This is a genomic window from Kitasatospora sp. NPDC022785 (assembly GCF_055561295.1).
Genome location: NZ_JBVHHB010000006.1, coordinates 199,066 through 216,665 on the forward strand (window position 1 = coordinate 199,066; position 17,600 = coordinate 216,665).

Here is a 17,600-nt window from a genome sequence, read left to right on the forward strand (position 1 = left end):
CGGGCCCGGCAGGGCGCGGCGCAGCGGGGCGGGGGCAGACACGGGACAGACGCAGATGCAGATTCAGACGCAGGCGCTGCCGCAGGGCAGAGCACGCGCGGGGCAGAGCACGCGCGGGGCAGAGCAGGCGCGGGGCGGACACGGGGCGGGGGCGGGCGCAGAACAGGCGGGGCGTCAGATCGGGTGCTCGGCGAGGAAGGCGTCCAGCGTCTCGAAGAGCGCGGGTTCGCCCCGGAACAGCGAGAGGTGGTCGCCGTGCGGCCGCACCACGCTCACCGAGCCCGGCAGCGCGGCGGCGACCAGGGCGGACGCGCCGGGGTGGGCGGTGTCGTCGTCCGCGCTGGTCACCACGAGCGCGGGCGCGCTCACCCGCTCGAGGTGCGGGCGCAGGTCCGTTCCCATCACCGCGTTGTTCAACGCGCAGTAGCGGCCGAACAGTTCGACCGTCGCGTACGGGTAGAGCACCAGGTGGGCGAGGTCGACCGGAACGCTGTCGCCGATCGAGCGGCAGAGGGTGGCGTGGATCGTCCCGGCCAGGCCCTGGTCCTCGCAGGCCATCTCCAGCAGGGCGTGCAGGTTGCGCTGGTGGTCCGTCCGGGGGCTGTCCGGGCCGAGGTGGAGGTCACCGTGCCAGAGGCTGAGCGAGGTGATCCGCGCCGGGTCCAGCGCGGCGGCGGCGACCGCCGGCACGGCGCCGCCGCACAGGCCGACCACGTGTGCGCGGACGGCGCCCGCTCGGTCGAGGGCGGCCAGCAGGTCGCCGGCCTGGGCGGTGACGTCGTAGCCGGGCGGCGCCGGGCCGTCCTGGCCGGCGAAGAGGCCGCGGCTCTCCCAGGTCACCACGTAGTGGGTGCGGGCGAGTTCGCGGATCCACCGCTCGGCCAGCCGGGCGGGCATCCCGGGGGCCAGGGCCAGCACCACGGCCCGCTCGGCGGGCCGGCCCGCGGTGAGCACCCGCAGCGGCACGCCGTCGGGCGCCGTGGCGTCCAGCCGGGTGCAGAACCCCTCGAAGTCGGCCGCGACGACCTCGTCGACCGCCGCGTCGACGACGGCGCCGGCCGTGGAGCCGGCCGTCCCGTCCGCGGTGACCGCCAGGCCCTCGAGGTCCAGCCGGGCGGCGACCACCCGGGCGAAGGTGTCCGTCTCCTCCGTCTCGGCGGCCACCGCGACGGGCGGGGCGCCGAGGCGGCGGGTGACGGCCGCCAGCAGCGGGCCGAGCGACCGGGCGCGGGGCCCGGCCGGGACGGTCACCGGTGCCAGCACGTCGAGCAGCGGGCGCAGCGACAGCACGGCCTCGGCGAGCCGGGCCGCCGGAGCGGGCGCGGGGCCCGCTCCGGCGCCGGCGTCAGCAGACCGGGAAGACATGGCCCCGGGTGGTACGGTCCGTCAGCCGGTTGTGCCCGTGGACGTCCTGGCCGGCCACCAGGACGGCGCCGTAGCGGTCCAGCGAGACCTGGCCGCCGTACTCCTCGATCACCTCGGTGTCCGGGTAGACCCGCACCGAGGTGGGGACGTAGCGGGAGGCGAAGCCCATCCGCATCCGCTGTTCCGGGCCGTCGTTGGGGTGCGAGGCGTGCATCAGGGTGGACCAGAACATGATCGCCTCGCCCGGCTTCATCACCATCGAGACGGCCTTGGTCTCGTCCGGGACGAAGTTCTCGTCCTTGCGCAGCTCGCGGTAGTCGTAGCCGAAGAAGCCGCGCCGCACACCGTCCTTGTCCTGCTGGTTGATCCGGTCCGGGTCGTAGTGCATCTTCTTGGCCTCGTCGTAGTTCATCTGCTCGTGCGAGCCGGGGATGAACTGCAGGCAGCCGTTGTCGACGGTGGCCTCGGTGAAGGCGGTCCAGACCGTGATGGTGCCGCCGAACTCCTTGAACTCCGGCGGCCACAGGATCTGCGGCTTGCCGGAGGCGTTGGCGAAGGTGTCCGCCTGGTGCCAGTCGGTGCCCTCGTCGCCGGGGTACTTGGGGAAGAACTCGGTGCGCCAGCAGAGCACGTCCGGGCCCAGGGCGCCGACCACGCGGTCCACGATCTCGGCCCGGCCGATGTGGTCGGCCAGGAACGGCGAGTCCAGGTGGCGGTCGTAGTTGGAGATGTTGGTGTTGCCCGAGGAGGCGGCCTCGTCGCCGTAGACGGCCATCGAGCGGTCCATCAGCGCCAGCCGCTCGCGCCGCCACTGGGCGGTCATCTCCTCCGGCTCGTAGACCTTGAACGGACCGAAGAAGCCGTTGGTGCGGAAGCTCTCCAGCTCCTCGGCCGACAGCGCGAACGCGCGGCCGTCTGCTGCCCGGGTCATGCCTGCTCCTTCACGGGGTTGTCGTGGTCGCCGCCGGCGTTCTGCCCGGGGTGGCGGCCGGTCTGCTGGGCCACGGCGGCGGCCAGCCGGGCGATGCTCGCCTCGCCGTCCAGCTCGGCGCCGGTCAGGCGCAGTGCGAAGCGCCGGTTCAGCTGGGCGAGGATGCGGGTGAACGCGAGCGAGGTGGCCCCGGTGTCGAACAGGTCGGCCTCGGGGGCGGGCGGGCGGGAGCCGCGCAGGACTTCGTGGACGATGGCCGTCACGGCGTCCAGGACGGTCGGTCCGCCGGGGACGTCCTGGTCCGGGAGGGCGGCGGGCGCGGTGTCGAGGAGCCCGCGCAGCGCGTCCCGGTCGGTCTTGCCCTGCGGGGTGAGCGGGAGCTCGTCGACCACCCGGTAGAGCGCGGGCCGCAGGTGGGCGGGCAGGCCGGCGGCGGCGTGCCCGGCGAGGTCGTCGGGCAGCGCGGCCGGGTCGACGACCGGGTCGGCGGTGCGGCGGGGCTCGGGCACCACGAACGCGGCCAGCCGGACGTCGCCGTCGACGTCGTGCGCGAGGACGACGGCCGCGCGCACCAGGGGGTGGCCGAGCAGCCGGTGCTCGATCTCGCGCGGTTCGATCCGGAAGCCCCGGACCTTGAGCTGGTCGTCGATCCGGCCGAGGTAGCGCAACTGCCCGTCGGGGGTGCGTACGGCGAGGTCCCCCGAGTGGTAGTGCCGGGCGACGGGCCCGCCGCCGAAGGACTCCGTGGTGAAGCGCTCGGCGGTCAGCTCCGGGCGGTTCAGGTAGCCGCGGGTGACACCGGCGCCGGCGATCAGGATCTCGCCGGGGGTGCCGTCGGGCACCGGGGCGCCGTCCGGGCCGGCCAGGACGAAGTCCAGGTCGGGCAGGGGCACGCCGATCGGGCTGTGCTCGGGCGTGGCCAGGTCGGCCGCGGTGATCGGGCGGTAACTGGCGTGCACGCAGGTCTCGGTGATGCCGTACATGTTGACCAGCCGGGGCGACGCGTCCCCGTGCCGCTCCAGCCAGCCGGCCAGGTCGCGCACGTCTAGGCGCTCCCCGCCGAGGACGACCAGGCGCAGCGCGAGGGCGTCCGGCCCCGGCGCCTCGGCGTCGGCGGCGGCGAGCTGGCGGAAGGCGGAGGGGGTCTGGTTGAGCACGGTGACCCGCTCGGCGCGCAGCAGTGCGTGCAGCTCGGCGGGCCGGCGGGTGACGTCCTTGTCGACCACGACCAGCCGGCCCCCGTGCAGCAGGGCGCCCCAGAGTTCCCAGACGGAGAAGTCGAAGCTGGCGGAGTGGAAGAGCGTCCAGACGTCGTCGGGCCCGAAGCCGAACCAGTCCCGGGTGGTGTCGAACAGGCGGACCACCTGGCGGTGTTCGACCAGGACGCCCTTGGGCAGGCCGGTCGATCCGGAGGTGTGGATCACGTAGGCGAGGTCCCGGTCGGCCACCGGGGTGCGCTCGCGCGCTCCGGTGCCGGCCGGCGGGGCCTCGGCGGTGATCGGCACGACCTGTGCGGTCAGCGCGTCCGGCAGCGCCTTGGCCGCCTGGCCGGTGGCCGCCACCACCTCGACGCCGGTGTCGGTGACGAGGTGGAGCAGCCGGGCCTCGGGGTAGTCGGGGTCGAGCGGGACGTAGGCCCCGCCGGCCTTGAGGATGCCGAGCAGGCCGACCACCAGGTCGGCGCCGCGGTGGGCGGCGAGCCCGACGAGCGCGCCGGGGCCGACTCCGCGCGCCGTCAGACGGGCCGCCAGCTCCTCGGCGCGGGCGTCGAGTTCGCCGTAGGTCAGCTGCCCGGAGGCCGAGGTGACGGCGATCCGGTCGGGCGCTTCGCGGGCCCGGTCTTGGAAGATCTCGTGCAGCGTCCGGCCGCTCATGGCCGACACCTCCTGGTCCTCGGCGGGCGGGTCAGCCCGCGGACGGGTACTGGGTGGCGTACAGGCCCCAGTGGTGCGGCGTCAGGGCGACGTCCTGCATGGTGCCCTGGACGAACATCCGGGCCCAGGTGCCGCCGGCGCCCTTCTCGGGTGCCCGCTCCCGGAAGAAGATCTCCCGGACGCTCTCGTTCTGGACGTGCAGCTGGAGCAGGCGCTGGTAGGTGCCCAGCGAGCGCAGGTGGATCAGCCAGTGGATGCGGTCCGCCGGGCCGAAGGCCTCCTCGTACAGCAGGACGGTGGCTTCGCCGGCCAGGTTGTCGTTGATCGCGGCCGCGGCCTCGCGGGCGAACTGGCGGGCCTCGGAGCGGTAGTCGTACTCGATCTGGGCGGTGCGGTGGATGAGGAGCCCGGCGTTGGCGGAGTGCAGCAGCTGGTCGTCGCCCTGGCCGGTCTGGTGACGGGCCGACGGGAGCACGACGGCGGTGCCGGTGTCCTTGAAGACGGAGCTCTGGCGTTCCAGGGTGCCGTCCACCGCGGTTCCGTACATGCCCCAGAACTGCGGCAGCAGGACCGCCTCGCGCAGGGTGCCGTCGACGAACATACGGGCCCAGCTGCCACCACCCTTCTCCTCGCCGATCCTGATCTTGCCGAAGAGGTTGCGGTAGCCCTCGTCCTGGGTGCCCATGCGGACCAGCGTCTCGTAGCTGTCCATCGACTTCAGGTGGATCAGCCAGTGCACGAGGTCCTTGGTGCCGAACGTCTCCTCGTAGACGAAGACGCTCGCCACGCCCTGCTGGGTGGTGTTGATGTACTCGGCGAGTTCCCGGGCGAACTCACGGGATTCCGAGTGGAATTCGCCGCGTACCTGGGCGGTGCGTTCGACGATCATTCCGGAGTTCCCGGAGTGCAGGATGTGCTCCGGCGCCAGAACGGTCTGGCCGCCGGCCGGCGGCACGGCCGCCCGGGAGTTTCCAATGGATTCCGGTGCTCCGGTCTCCGATGTCGACATGGGGCCCTCCTGATCGAATGCGAGCGAATTCCCGAGCATTCTGGAATTCGCCTGTCAGAGACTATTCAGCGGGGTGCCGATTTCCTGCTCACAATTGCGCACGCCGGAGTTCGTCCGTCCGGTCGGCCAGCACCGCGGCGGCGCCCGTCATCAGGTGGCCGGCGATGACGTCCACATGGCGCCGCCGCCAGTCGGCCAGCTCGGTGCCGGCGACGAGCCGGTTGAAGGCGCCCATCGCCGGGCCGCAGTGGATCTGGTAGTTGACCTGCTGGTCGGGGGTGCCGTGCAGGGCCAGCCGGGTCGAGTGGACGAAGTACCAGCGGAAGACCAGCGCCATCCGGTGGCGGGGGCTGCGGGCGGCCCGGGCCAGCTCCTCGGGAGCGGTGCGGGCGAGGTGCGCCTCGGTCTCCCGCCAGACCTCCTCGACCGGGCGGCCGAAGCACTGTTCCTCCAGCGAGCGCAGGGTCGCGGCGTCCAGACCGTCCAGGCCGTCGTGCTGCCGGTAGAGCTGGTAGAGCTTGTTCGCCCGGGCCGGGAACAGCGTGCCCTTGCGGACCACCTGGACCCGCGCGCCCAGTTCGAACATGTCGCCGGCCGGCGCGTAGGCGGTGTCCTGGACGTCCAGCCCGGCCAGCATGTCCTTGACCGCGTCCGCGGTGCCCGCCTCGGGGGTGCACTGGTTGACGGAGCCGGTCAGGACGAAGTCGGCGCCCATCAGGAACACCGCCGCCACCGCCTCGGGGGTGCCCAGCCCGCCGGCCGCCCCGACCCGCACCCGCCGGTGGTACCCGTACTCGGCGCCGGCCCGGTCCCGCAGCCGGGCGACGGTGGGCAGCAGGGCCAGCGCCACGGCGCCGTCGGTGTGGCCCCCGGAGTCGGACTCCACGCAGAGGTCTCCGCTGACCGGCAGCTCCCGGGCGATCTGCGCCTCCGGCTCGGTGAGGGCGCCCTCGGCCAGCAGCCGGCCGACCAGCGCGGGGGGCGGCGGCGCCAGGAAGGCCTGGGCGACCTCCGGCCGGGAGACCTTGGCCACGACGTGGCGACCGGCCCGGGGCCGGCCGTCGGCGTCGCGGCCGGCTCCGCTGAACCGGGCCCGGACCAGCGCGGGGGTGATCCGGGTGAAGCCGGCCGCCTCCACACAGCGCACCCCGGAGCGCACGAGGAGCCCGGCCAGCGCCCACTCCCGGGCCGGGTCGGCGGGCGTGTGCAGCAGGTTGGCGCCGTACGGGCGGTCGGGGCCCAGCTCCCGGGCGATCCGGGCGAGGTCCCGCTCGATCCGGTCGAGGCCGAGGCCCCCGGTACCGAGGAAGCCCAGCAGGCCGGCCCGGCCCATCCGCAGCACCAGGTCGGCCGAGGAGATGCCCTTGTACATCGAGCCCGCCAGGTACGCGGCCCGCACGCGGTGGTCCGCGCGGAACTCGGCGCTGCCCAGGCTCTCCGGCCGGAACTCCACCCGGGCCGGGGCCGGTTGCGGGCCGTCGTGCGCCGGTCGGGCGGACTGCGGGCCGGCGGGTTCCGGGCCGGCCGGCGCCGGGCGGGAGGGCGCCGGGCGGGCGGGAGGCGCGGGTTCCGGCGGCCGCGTCGCGGTGGCCCCGCGGTCCTTCAGGGCCGTCTGCCAGAGCCCGGTCAGCACCGTGCCCGGCCCGCACTCGCGCGCCTCCCGCACGCCGAGGTCGATCAGCCGCGCCATGCTCTGCGCCCAGTGGACGGGCTCGGCGATCTGACGGGCCAGCAGCGCGGCCACGTCGCTGCCGTACGGGGCGGCGGTGACGTTGGCGATCACCGGCACGGCGGGCGGGCGCAGCGTGAAGCCGGCCAGGTGGGCGGCGAACGCGGTGGCGGCCTCCCGCATGTACCGCGAGTGGAAGGCCGTGCGGACGGCCAGCGGCACCGTCCTGGCGGCCTTGTCCTCGCGCAGCCGGGCGGCCACCGCGCGCAGCTCGGCGGCCGGGCCGGAGAGGACCAGCTGGGTGCGCGCGTTGTGGTTGGCGATGTCCACCGCGGTGGCGCCGTACCGGGCCAGGGCCTCGGCCAGCTGCTCGGCGGGCAGGCCGACGACGGCGAGCATCCCCGCGTCCTCCCGCCCGCCCGCGGAACCGTCCGCGACACCCGCCGCACCACCGCCCGTGGCACCCTCCGCGGCGCCGGCCATCAGCTCGCCACGCCGTTTGACCAGGCGCAGCCCGGTCTCGAAGTCGAAGCAGCCGGCCGCGAACAGCGCCGCGTACTCGCCCAGGCTGTGGCCGGCCAGGACGTCGGGCCCGGGCTCGCCGTCGGCGCGGGCGGCCAGCACGGTGAGCGCCTCCACCGTGAAGAGCGCCGGCTGGGCGTAGCGGGTGTCGGTCAGCCGCTGGTCCGGGTCGTCCAGGAGGAGCGGTGCGAGCGGGAAGCCCAGGACGGTGTCAGCCGTCGCCAGCAGTTGCGGGAAGCGCTCGATGAGCCCGGCGCCCATGCCCCGCCGGTGCGATCCCTGTCCCGGGAAGATCCAGGCGCGCACGGGTGTCCTCTCGTCGTCGTCGGAGTCGATCGGAGTCGTCGGGGTCACAGCAGCCGCCGGGGTCGCTGGAGCCGCATGAGCACCCGGCCGGTGTGGCCCCGGACGGGCAGAGCCCCGGACCGGTGCCGTGCCGGGCCCGCCGGGGCCGGGTTCAGCGCGGCGGCAGCGGCGCGGCGGGGCCCGTCCCGGCGGTGTAGCCGGCGATCCGCTCGCGGACCTGGCCGGTGGTCATCAGCCGGACGAACTCATCGACCGCCGTCCGCTGGGTGCCGTCGTCGAGGATCCACAGCCGGCGCATGTAGCTCTTGAGGTCGGCCACCGTGTCCGGAGGCAGTTTGGAGGCACGGAAGAGCAGCCGGCGCAGCGCCGGCGCCGGGTCGTCGGCGAGCTCGTCCACGAGCCCGTGGGCCGCGGCCTCCGCCGCGCTGACCGGCAGGGTGCCGAGCGACATGGCGTACGCCCGCTGGAAGCCGACCCGGCGGATCAGGAACGGCAGGACCGAGCAGGGCAGCAGCCCCCACAGCGCCTCTGGGAGGCTGAAGCGGCTGCGGCCGGTGGCGTGCACGAAGTCGCTGGCCGCGACCAGGCCGACGCCGCCGCCGACCGCCTGGCCGTCCACCTGTGCCACCACGATCCGCCCGATCGTGGTGAGGCGTTCCAGCAGCGCGAAGTAGTCGTCCCCGCCCTGCCGGGTGTCCGCGGCGTCCGGGCGGGCGGCCTCCGCGACGCCGGAGAGGTCCATGCCGCTGCAGAAGGTGTCGCCCTCGGCCCGCAGGACGACCACCCGGCAGTCCTCGGCCTCTTCGGCGAGGTCCAGGGCGGCCCCGAGTTCGGTGATCAGCTCGCGGGTGATGCTGTTGCGCTCGGCGGGCCTGGTGAGAGTGACCGTGAGCCGGCCGCGGTCCCGTTCCAGGCGCAGCGTGCGCGGGCCGCCCGTGGCGGGTGTGGTCAGCTCCACCGGTACCTCCGGTGGAATCCGCTGATCTCGTCGAGGACCAGGAGCCCCCGGCCGGCGAAGGCCTGCTCGTAGACGGGCCCGTAGTCGGCCGGGTCGAAGGCCTGGTCGCGGACGCCGGCCATGCGCAGCGCGCCACCGTCGGCGATCGTCTCGTACTCGGGCATCGAGAGCGGGTAACGGTCCTCGATGGCGGCGTCGATGCCCAGGGCGGCGAGCTGTGCGCCGGCCCCCTCGGGCACCACGCCGCTGTAGAACTCCGAGGCGCAGCCCGATCCGTAGGAGAACAGTCCGACCCGGCGGGCCCCGGCGAGGGGTCCGTCGTGGTCGATCATCGAGCACAGCGCGAGGTAGAGCGCGGCGGAGTAGACGTTGCCGACCCGGGTGCAGTAGTCGAGCGAGGGGGCGGTGCGCTGCTCGAAGTCGGCCTCGGTCTTGGCGGCGCTGTACCCCTTGAGGGTGCGCAGCAGGGTGCGGTGGGCGCCGCGGACCATGCCGGCGAAGGGCGTGTGCAGGACGAGGCGGTCGAAGGTGGTGACGATGTCCGCTCCGGCCACGCGCTCGGCGTAGTGACGGTAGCTCTGTTCCAGGCAGGTCAGGTAGGAGAGCAGGGAGAGGTCGGAGTTGCCGGCCTCCAGGTCGGGGCGGGGGCGCAGGGTGTCCATCACCTCGTAGCTGTGGAAGCCGCTGGCTCCCGGGTCGAGGGCCAGGATCCGCGGCCGGCCGCCGACGATCATCGCCACGGCGCCGGCCCCCTGGGAGGGCTCCCAGTAGGTGTCGCGGGCGGCGGCGGAGGCCGCGTCCGCGGCGATCACCAGGGCCTTGGCGTCGGGGTCGGCGCCGACGGCGAGGATCGAGGCGGCGCTGCGCAGTGCCGCGGTGCCGCCGTAGCAGGCGTGTTTGGTCTCGAAGGAGCGGCATCGGCGGCCCAGGCCGAGGGCGTCGTGGACGTAGGTGCTCAGCGGTTTGCCGTAGTCCAGGCCGGATTCGGTGCCGACGACGACCAGTTCGATCCGGTCCCGTTCGGCCGGGGTCAAGGCGTCGACGAGCGGCTTCGCGGCGTTGACGGCGTTGCTGACGGCGTCCTCGCAGGGCAGGTTGACCGACTTCTGGCGCATCATCAGGTTGCCGAAGCGGCGCACGTCCAGCCCGCGGGCCTCGAACAGGGTCCGCACGTCGAGCGAGGCCCGGCCGACGTAGGCGTTGACCGCCTCGATGCCGACCTCCATCTAGCCGGCCGCCGGCGCGTGGTGCGGGACCAGGACGGTCTCCTGGAGGGTGCCGTCCAGGAACATCCGGCCCCAGGTGCCGCCGCCGCGGCCGGCCGGGATCCGCGGGCCGGTCAGGATCTCGCGGAACTCGGGGTCGGTCTGCTCCAGTTCGACGATCAGGCGGTAGTCGTCGAGGCTGCGCAGGTGGATCATCCAGTGGATGCGGTCCTGGGTGCCCCACTGCTCCTCGTAGAGGAAGACGGTGGCGTGGCCGGCGAGCTTCTCGTTGATCCGGTCGAGCCAGGCGAAGGCGAAGTTGCGGCCGTCCTTGCGGAACTCGAACTTGACCTGTCCGGCGCGGTGGACGATGACGCCGGCGTTGGCGCTGTTCAGCTGCTGCTCGACGGGCTGCCGGCTCTGGTAGCGGGCCGGCACGGCGAAGAGGCCGCCGAGGTCCTCGTCGTGGCCGGCGTGGGTGAGGCCGTGCTGGGGCACGATCACCTTCTCGTGGAAGGAGCCCTGGACGAACATCCGCTCCCAGTTGCCGCCGCCCTGCTCGGTGAGGCGGTCGTTGGTGGCGACCTCCTGGAACTCCGTGTTGTGGTCGACCATTTCCAGCAGCTGGCCGTAGTCGTTGGGGGCCCGCATGTGGATCAGCCAGTGCAGCCGGTCCTGGGTGCCGAAGAGTTCCTCGTAGACGAACGTGGTGGCGTTCGGGTGCAGGGCCTTGTTGGTGAAGAACTGCAGATCCCGGGCGAACGAACGGCCCTCGGTCCGGAATTCGTAGGTGAGCTGTCCGACCCGGTGGATGATCAGCCCGGAATTCCCGGTGTGCAGGAGCTGCTCGGGCGGCTCGGCGACCTGTTCGGCGGCCGGCGCACTATCGGTCCACGCCATGGGGGGATTCCTTTCTGCCCGGTTCCGCGGATGGGGCCGGTGGCCGGTCCGCACACCCGGCTCCGCGGTGCGGCCACGCTAACCGGGCCCGGAAAGGGGACTCTGCTCAATGTTGGGCAACCCCTCGCGGCGGCAGATCGACTAGACTCCCGCACAAGCGGACCGCGTGGTCCTCTTGGCTCGACGCGGGCTGTGGCTGCTCACGGCCCCCTGATTGGAGTGCGCCTTCATGACCTCTGTCACCAGCGAGTCCCTGCGGTTCGACAAGGACGCGGACGAGTACGACGCGTACCACGGCGGCCTGGAGCGCGGGCGCAAGGCCGCCGCGGACCTCTCCCCCCACCTGCTCCCCGGCCCGGTGCTCGACATCGGCCTCGGCACCGGCCTGGTCGACGTCGGCCTGACGGAGCTCGGCCACAGCGTGCTCGGCGTGGACGTCGCGCCGCAGATGGCCGCCCGCGCGCACAGCCGCCTGAACGGGCGGGTCGTGGTCGGCAGCGGCGCGCACCTGCCGTTCGCCTCCGGCTCGCTGCCCAACGTGATCATGGTGCACGTGCTGCACGTGGTGGACGACATGCAGCGCGTGCTCGCCGAGACCTCCCGGGTGCTCGCCCCCGGCGGCCGCCTGGTCACCGTGCACGGCGTCCCCGTCGCCGAGCCCGACGACCTGGTCGCGGCCGAGGCCCCGCTGAACGTCCTCAAGCCGCAGGTGCCCGACACCCCGGAGCGGCTCGCGGACGCCGCCGCCAAGGTGGGGCTGCGGGTGCTCCAGGAGGCGTCGGTCAACCCGTACGAGATCGACCTGACGCCCAACCAGTACGCGGACAGCATCGCCGGCCGGGTCTGGTCCTACCTCAAGGACGTCGACGGGCAGGACTGGCAGCGCCTGGTCGTCCCCGTCGTGGCGGCCCTGCGGGCACTGCCCGACCCGGACCGCGAACGCCACCAGGTCTGGCGGGTGCCGCTGACCGTCCTCGAGAAGAACTGACCGGCCGGGGGGCTGACATGGGATCCACCACCACCGACGGACAGCCCGCCGGCACGCCCGGCCTCACCCTCACCGACGTGCTGCGCGAACGGGCGGCGACCGATCCCGACGGCGTCGCGATCGTCATCGACGGCCGTGCCCCGCTCACCTTCGGCGACTGGAACCGCCGGGCCGACGCCGCCGCCCACGGGCTGCTGCGCCTGGAGGAGTCCCGCCGCCGCCGGATCGCCCTCTACTTCGGGGGGCTCGACTGGATCGACTACTCCATCGCCTACCACGCCGCCCAGCGGGCCGGCGCGACCGCGCTGCACCTCAACGACACGATGCCGGCCGACGAGGTCGCGCACCGGCTGGCCGAGTGCGGCGTCAACGGCATCGTGCACGGGAGCGCGCTGGCCCCGCCGGCCGGCTTCACCGGCTGGACGGCCGACCTGAAGGAGCTCGACACCGGCCGCGACGACGCGCCGGCCCAACAGCCGCGCATCGACGGCATCGCCGACATCCTCTACACCTCGGGGACCACCGGGCGGGCCAAGGCCATCACGGTGCCGCACGGCAACATGATGTTCGGGCGGGCCAAGCCGACCATCGACGCCCTCGGCCACGCGGACCACCTGCTCGCCGCGATGCCGCTGGGCACCTCCTCCAGCCAGGGCACGGCCTCGCTGTCGCTGCTCTCGCGCAGCGTCCTGCTGGTCGCCCCGCCCGACGACCCGGAGCGGATCGCCGAAGCGGTCGCCCGTCACCGGGCCGGCTCGATGATGATCACACCGGCCACCGCGCTGGCCCTGGTCCGCGCCCGCGTCCACGAGCGGCACGACCTGTCCAGCATCCACACCGTCACCACCGCCTCCTCCGCGTTCCCGCCGGCCGTCGCCCGTGAGCTGCTGGCCATGCTGCCCGGGGCGACCCTCGCCATGGCCTACACCTCGCTGGAGGCCGCACCCGCCGTCACCCTGAACCTGTTCGACCCGGCGAGGCCGCTGTCGATGGGCCGCCCCGCCCACGGGACCGAACTGAGGATCACCGACGAGCAGCAGCAGCCGCTGCCGGCCGGCGAGGTCGGCGAGATCTGGATGCGCACCGCCGCACCCAGGCGCCGCTACCTCGACACCGACCTCGACCAGCGGTTCAACATCGGTGACTGGACCAGGATGACCGACCTCGGCCGTGTCGACGAGGACGGCGAACTGACCTTCTTCGACCGCTCGGTCGACGCGGTGCGCAGCGGCGGGACGCTGATATCCAGCATCGCCGTCGAGGCCGAACTGTACGAGCACCCCGACGTCCGGGAGGTGGCCGTGATAGGCCTCCCCGACCCGGAACTCGGCCAGGCCCTCACCGCCGTCCTGGTGCTGACCGGCCAGGGCCGGCTCGACGACGTCCGCGCGTTCGCCGAGACCCGGCTGGGCAAGGCCGAACACCCGGCCCGCTACATCGTCACCGACAAGCTGCCCCGCAGCTTCCTCGGCAAGGTCCTCAAGCGCGAACTGCGCGCCCGCTACGGCCAGCCGGCCTGACCGCCCCGGTCCGGCCGCCCGCTCCCCGACCACCCCACCCCGTACCGTCCCGCACCGCCCCATACCGTCCCGCACCGTCCCGCCAGGAGGAGATCCCGATGCCCCTCGACCCCGCGCTTCTCGCCGTCCTCGGCTGCCCCGACCACCCGGACGCCGGTCTGCGGGCCGACGACGACCACGGGTCGCTGACCTGCCTGGAGTGCACCCACGCCTTCCCGGTGGTCGGCGGCGTCCCCGTCCTGCTGCCGCCCCAGCCCCGGCAGTAGCGGCGGCCGACGTGCCCGGCGAGGCCCGTGCCCCGTGGCGGGTCCGAGCGGGCCCGTGCCCGAGCCGGTGACCTCGCCGGCCTCCCGGCCGCACCGGCCGGCCCCGGACGCTCAGGGTGAGGTCGTCGGGCCCCGTCCCGGTCGGGCACCATAAGGCCGGGCGCCCGCTGTACTCCGTCGGGGCGCCTGCCGGCACCGGCCCGGCCGACGCGGGCGGGGGCGGCGCCCCCGCTCCCGCGCCGGGACGGCCCCGCCGCGACACCACCGCCCTGGAGGTACCCGCACCATGTCCAGAACCCCCGCGTCCGGCGCACCGGCGGCGCGCTCGCGTGCCGACGCCGTCCGCAACCAGCGGCTGCTCACCGACGCCGCGGCCCGCTCCTTCGCCGCCGGGGGCCTCGGCGTCCCCGTCTCCCAGATCGTCCGGGAGGCGGGCCTGGGCAAGGGCACGGTGTTCCGCTGCTTCCCGACCAAGGACCACCTGGTCGCCGCGATCGCCGCCGAGCGCCTCGACGAACTCACCGAGCTGGCCGAGGCCCTGGCCGCCGAGGCGGACCCGGCAGCGGCCCTGTACTCCTTCATGCAGGCCGCCGCCCGGCTGTTCGCCGCGGACCGGGGCTTCTTCGAGTCCCTCTCACTGCCGCCGCACGCCCACCCCGAGGTCCTGGCGGCCGAGGGGAAGCTGACCGACGCGGTGGACGTCCTGCTGGGCCGGGCCCAGGAGGACGGCGCGGTCCGGGCGGACATCAGCACCGTGGACGTCCTGCTGCTGCTCGGCGGCATCCGGCAGGCCGCCGCACCGCTGCTGGCCACCCTGCCCGACCTCTGGCAGCGCTACCTCGACGTCGTCTTCGCCGGCCTGCGGACCCCCGCACCCGGCGCACCCGAACCGGCCGGTGCCGGCACCGGCGCCCCGTCAAGGGCCCACTACCGCCGGGCCGTCGAGGCGCTCGGCGCACCCTAGAACCCGTCCCCTGACCCCTCCCCCGACCCGGGCCACCGCGTGACCCGTACCGTCCGCACCACCCGCACCGCCGCTCGCCCCCGCACCGCCCGCACCGCCGCTCGCCCCCGCCGGGGAGCGCCCGGTGCGGCAGTGTCAGCACGAAACGGACCACGTGGTCCGCTTCAGGTGCTACGATCCGGCGAGCCGGCACCGCCGGGTCCACCGACCTGCTGTCCGTCAGGAGCGCTTGTGACCACCTCACCCGCGAAGGACACTCCCCCGAGCCCGGCCGCGGCATCGCTCGGACCGGGACGGCCCGCACTGATCATCGTGTTCCTGTGCCTGGCCGACCTGATGGTCGTCCTGGACGCCACGATCGTGAACGTCGCCCTGCCGTCCATCAAATCCGGCCTCGACATGAGCCAGGGCGACCTCCAATGGGTCGTCAACATCTACGCCCTGATGTTCGGCGGCTTCCTCATCCTCAACGGCCGGCTCGGCGACCTCTTCGGCCGCAAGCGGCTGCTGCTTGCCGGCGTCGTCCTGTTCACCGTCTCCTCCGCGGTGAACGGCCTGGCCACCGACGCCACCCTGCTGATCGCCGGCCGCGGCGTCCAGGGCCTGGCCGGAGCGATGATCGCGCCCGCCGGACTCTCCATCATCAACACCTCCTTCAAGGACGCCTCGCTGCGCACCAAGGCGCTCGGCGCCTGGGGCACCATCGCGGCCGCGGGCGGCGCGCTCGGCCTGCTGCTCGGCGGTCTGCTCACCGCCTCGCTGTCCTGGCACTGGATCTTCTTCATCAACATCCCGATCGGCGCCGTCGTCCTGATCGGCTCCCGGCTGATCCCCGACTCCCGGCTGAACGAGGACGGCGACCGCTCGGTCGACGTGGTCGGGGCGGTGACCGTCACCGGCGGCCTGCTGCTGCTCGTGCTGGTCCTGAGCAACAGCGAGTCGTGGGGGTGGACCTCCACCCGCACCCTGCTGACGGCCGCCGGCTCGGCGGTCCTGCTCGCGATCTTCACGGTGGTCTCGCTGCGCGGCCGTTCGCCGATCGTGCGGTTCGGGATCTTCCGCATCCGCTCGCTGGCCGTCGCCGACCTCGTGCTGCTGATGCTCACCTCGGGCGTCTTCTCGATGTTCTTCTTCTCCTCGCTCTACCTCCAGGGCATCCTCGACTACAGCCCGCTGCGGGCCGGACTGGCCTTCCTGCCGGCCGCCACCGGTGTGATGCTGGGTGCCGGCCTGGCCCAGCCCACCGTCTCCCGGCTGGGGCCCGTCCCGGTCGGCACCGCCGGCCTGACCGTCAGCGCGGGCGGCATGCTGCTGCTGGCCCGCCTGCCCGAGTCCTCCAGCTCCTACGCCGGCGACCTGCTCCCCGGTCTGCTGATGCTCTCCGTCGGCCTGGGCATCGCGTTCGTCCCGGTCACCCTGCTGGCCACCTCCGGCGTCCCCGAGGCGGACGCCGGACTGGCCTCCGGGCTCTACCAGACCACGCAGGAGATCGGCGGCGCCATCGGCCTGGCCGTGCTGTCGGCCATCGCGGTGCGCCGCACCGCCGGCGAACTCGACGGCGTCGACTCGCCGGACACCGCGACCCAACTCGCCGCCCAGGTCTCCGGGTTCAGGGCCGCTTTCGCCGTCGGCGCGCTGCTGCTGCTCACCGGCGCCATCCTGTTCGCCGCCCTGCTGCGCAAGCGGCACGTCGAGGCGGTCCTCAAGGACATGGCCCCGCCGGAGGCGGCCGAGCAGGCCTGACGCACACCCACCACCGAGGGCCTGTGAGCGCCGCCGCGCCTCACAGGCCCTCGGTGGTGGGTGCCGCCGTGGTGACGGCCCGGGGCCGTCACCACGGCGGCGTCGTCAGTCCCGCGGCAGGGCCCCGTCCGCCACCAGCCGCTCCAGCAGCCCGACCGCCTCGGCCGGCCCCGGCAGGCCGCGCAGCTCGGCGCGCAGCCGGGCGGTGTTCTCCCGGTAGCGCGCGTCCGCCAGCACGTCCGCCGCCGCCACGCGCACCGCCTCGGGGGTCAGCCCGGCCGGGTCGACGCAACGGCCGATCTCCAGCTCCTCGACCCGGCGGGCGTTGTCCGGGTGGTCCCCCAGGAACGGCACCACCACCTGCGGGATGCCGGCGTCCAGCGCGCCCACCACCGTGTTGAAGCCGCCGTGGGTGACCGCCAGCGCGCAGTGCGGCAACAACAGGCTCTGCGGGATGTAGCGCTCCACCCGGGTGTTGGGCGGCAGCGGGCCGAGCTCGGCCGGATCGCTGTCCCGGTCGGTGGTGGCGATGACGTTCACCGGCTCGTCGGCGAACGCCGCCAGCACCTGGCCGAAGAGGCCGGGAAAGGCCCCCGGCACCCAGCGGTTCGCGATCGTCCCGAAGGTCACGTACACCGTCGGCCGGTCCGGCAACCCGGCGACCCACGCGGGCAGTTCCTCGCCCTCGGCGCGGTCGAACGGCATCGGCCGCAGCGCCCTGAGGGTCTGCGGGCGGGTCCGGCCCGGGTACAGATACCCGGGCGGCGCGCAGCTCAGCGTCAGGTGGCGGTGGAGCATCAGCTCCTGCGGGTCGGGCGCCAGCCCCGCCTCGGCCCGGACCTTCGCCAGCTCCTCGGCGATGAGGTCCTTCAGCGGGCCCATGTCGTAGAGCGGGGTGGTGTCCAGCGCCGCGTGCGGCACGCCGAGCACCTCGGCCGCCACCGCACCGCCCACCTCGTAGCTGTCGCGCACGATCACGTCCGGGCGCCAGCTCTTCGCGAGCTCCAGCAGGTCCGGGGCCATCCGGCGGGCCCGGACCCCGTACAGGATCCGGGCGATCGCCACCCGGTCCATCTCCACGCCGTGCGGCGGCAGGCCCCGGGCACTCTCCTTGATCCGCAGGAACTCGGCGTCGCCGTCGCCGTCCCGGCTCAGGCCCGCCGCGAAGCCGCGCAGTCCCATCGCCGTCACCTCCGGCAGCATCGAGCGGCCGGTGGCGAAGGCGACGTCGTGGCCGGCCGCGCGGGCGGCGGCGGCCAGCGGGACCAGCGGGTGGAAGTGCCCGGGGGCCGGTGTCGTCGTGAACAGCACACGCATCGAGGGCTCCTCAGCAGTCGGTTGGCTGCTGTCTACCGCCCACCCGGGCACACCCGCTGCTCA

General features: G+C 74.1%; 14 protein-coding genes. 5 read left to right on the top strand and 9 right to left on the bottom strand.

Annotation, left to right across the window (positions count from 1 at the left end):
- Positions 1 to 174: 174 nt before the first annotated feature.
- The 8 genes from ACZ3YO_RS12635 to ACZ3YO_RS12670 form a co-directional block, all read right to left on the bottom strand.
- Positions 175 to 1,365: an alpha/beta fold hydrolase gene (locus tag ACZ3YO_RS12635; RefSeq protein WP_465568491.1), complete on the bottom strand. Its 1,191-nt coding sequence runs from the start codon at positions 1,363 to 1,365 to the stop codon at positions 175 to 177.
- Complete coding sequence (locus ACZ3YO_RS12640) at positions 1,346 to 2,296, bottom strand: chlorinating enzyme (protein ID WP_465568494.1); 951 nt, start codon at positions 2,294 to 2,296, stop codon at positions 1,346 to 1,348. The genes ACZ3YO_RS12635 and ACZ3YO_RS12640 overlap by 20 nt, the downstream gene beginning before the upstream one ends.
- Positions 2,293 to 4,170 (bottom strand): amino acid adenylation domain-containing protein, encoded by a 1,878-nt coding sequence (locus ACZ3YO_RS12645; RefSeq protein ID WP_465568497.1) that lies wholly within the window; start codon positions 4,168 to 4,170, stop codon positions 2,293 to 2,295. Before ACZ3YO_RS12645 ends, ACZ3YO_RS12640 begins: the two co-directional genes overlap by 4 nt.
- A gap of 31 nt (positions 4,171 to 4,201) precedes the next feature.
- The gene (locus ACZ3YO_RS12650) at positions 4,202 to 5,179 is read right to left on the bottom strand and encodes a DUF6039 family protein (RefSeq protein WP_465568500.1); all 978 of its coding nucleotides are present in this window, start codon (positions 5,177 to 5,179) and stop codon (positions 4,202 to 4,204) included.
- An 88-nt stretch (positions 5,180 to 5,267) separates the two neighbouring features.
- Positions 5,268 to 7,724 carry an ACP S-malonyltransferase gene (gene fabD, locus ACZ3YO_RS12655; protein WP_465568503.1) on the bottom strand — a complete coding sequence of 819 codons (2,457 nt, stop codon included), beginning with the start codon at positions 7,722 to 7,724 and terminating at the stop codon, positions 5,268 to 5,270.
- 103 nt (positions 7,725 to 7,827) lie between these two features.
- Positions 7,828 to 8,634: an enoyl-CoA hydratase-related protein gene (locus ACZ3YO_RS12660; protein WP_465568506.1), complete on the bottom strand. Its 807-nt coding sequence runs from the start codon at positions 8,632 to 8,634 to the stop codon at positions 7,828 to 7,830.
- Complete coding sequence (locus ACZ3YO_RS12665; protein ID WP_465568509.1) at positions 8,625 to 9,860, bottom strand: hydroxymethylglutaryl-CoA synthase family protein; 1,236 nt, start codon at positions 9,858 to 9,860, stop codon at positions 8,625 to 8,627. Before ACZ3YO_RS12665 ends, ACZ3YO_RS12660 begins: the two co-directional genes overlap by 10 nt.
- Positions 9,861 to 10,739, bottom strand: a complete 879-nt coding sequence (locus ACZ3YO_RS12670) for a DUF6039 family protein (RefSeq protein WP_465568512.1) — start codon at positions 10,737 to 10,739, stop codon at positions 9,861 to 9,863.
- Positions 10,740 to 10,968: 229 nt separating this feature from the next.
- Here ACZ3YO_RS12670 and ACZ3YO_RS12675 point away from each other — a divergent pair, with 229 nt between their 5' ends.
- From ACZ3YO_RS12675 to ACZ3YO_RS12695, 5 genes are all read left to right on the top strand, one after another.
- Positions 10,969 to 11,727 (top strand): class I SAM-dependent methyltransferase, encoded by a 759-nt coding sequence (locus ACZ3YO_RS12675; protein WP_465547398.1) that lies wholly within the window; start codon positions 10,969 to 10,971, stop codon positions 11,725 to 11,727.
- A gap of 17 nt (positions 11,728 to 11,744) precedes the next feature.
- Positions 11,745 to 13,247, top strand: a complete 1,503-nt coding sequence (locus ACZ3YO_RS12680; RefSeq protein ID WP_465568515.1) for a class I adenylate-forming enzyme family protein — start codon at positions 11,745 to 11,747, stop codon at positions 13,245 to 13,247.
- 98 nt (positions 13,248 to 13,345) lie between these two features.
- A complete protein-coding gene (locus tag ACZ3YO_RS12685; RefSeq protein ID WP_331741995.1) occupies positions 13,346 to 13,513 on the top strand; it encodes a Trm112 family protein in 168 nt (55 codons plus the stop codon).
- Positions 13,514 to 13,799: 286 nt separating this feature from the next.
- Positions 13,800 to 14,477: a TetR/AcrR family transcriptional regulator gene (locus tag ACZ3YO_RS12690; protein WP_465568519.1), complete on the top strand. Its 678-nt coding sequence runs from the start codon at positions 13,800 to 13,802 to the stop codon at positions 14,475 to 14,477.
- Between the two features lie 231 nt (positions 14,478 to 14,708).
- Positions 14,709 to 16,220: an MFS transporter gene (locus tag ACZ3YO_RS12695; protein ID WP_331741990.1), complete on the top strand. Its 1,512-nt coding sequence runs from the start codon at positions 14,709 to 14,711 to the stop codon at positions 16,218 to 16,220.
- A 105-nt stretch (positions 16,221 to 16,325) separates the two neighbouring features.
- Here the strand turns inward: ACZ3YO_RS12695 and ACZ3YO_RS12700 are convergent, their stop codons facing one another.
- Positions 16,326 to 17,537, bottom strand: a complete 1,212-nt coding sequence (locus ACZ3YO_RS12700) for a glycosyltransferase (protein WP_465568522.1) — start codon at positions 17,535 to 17,537, stop codon at positions 16,326 to 16,328.
- Positions 17,538 to 17,600: the final 63 nt, after the last annotated feature.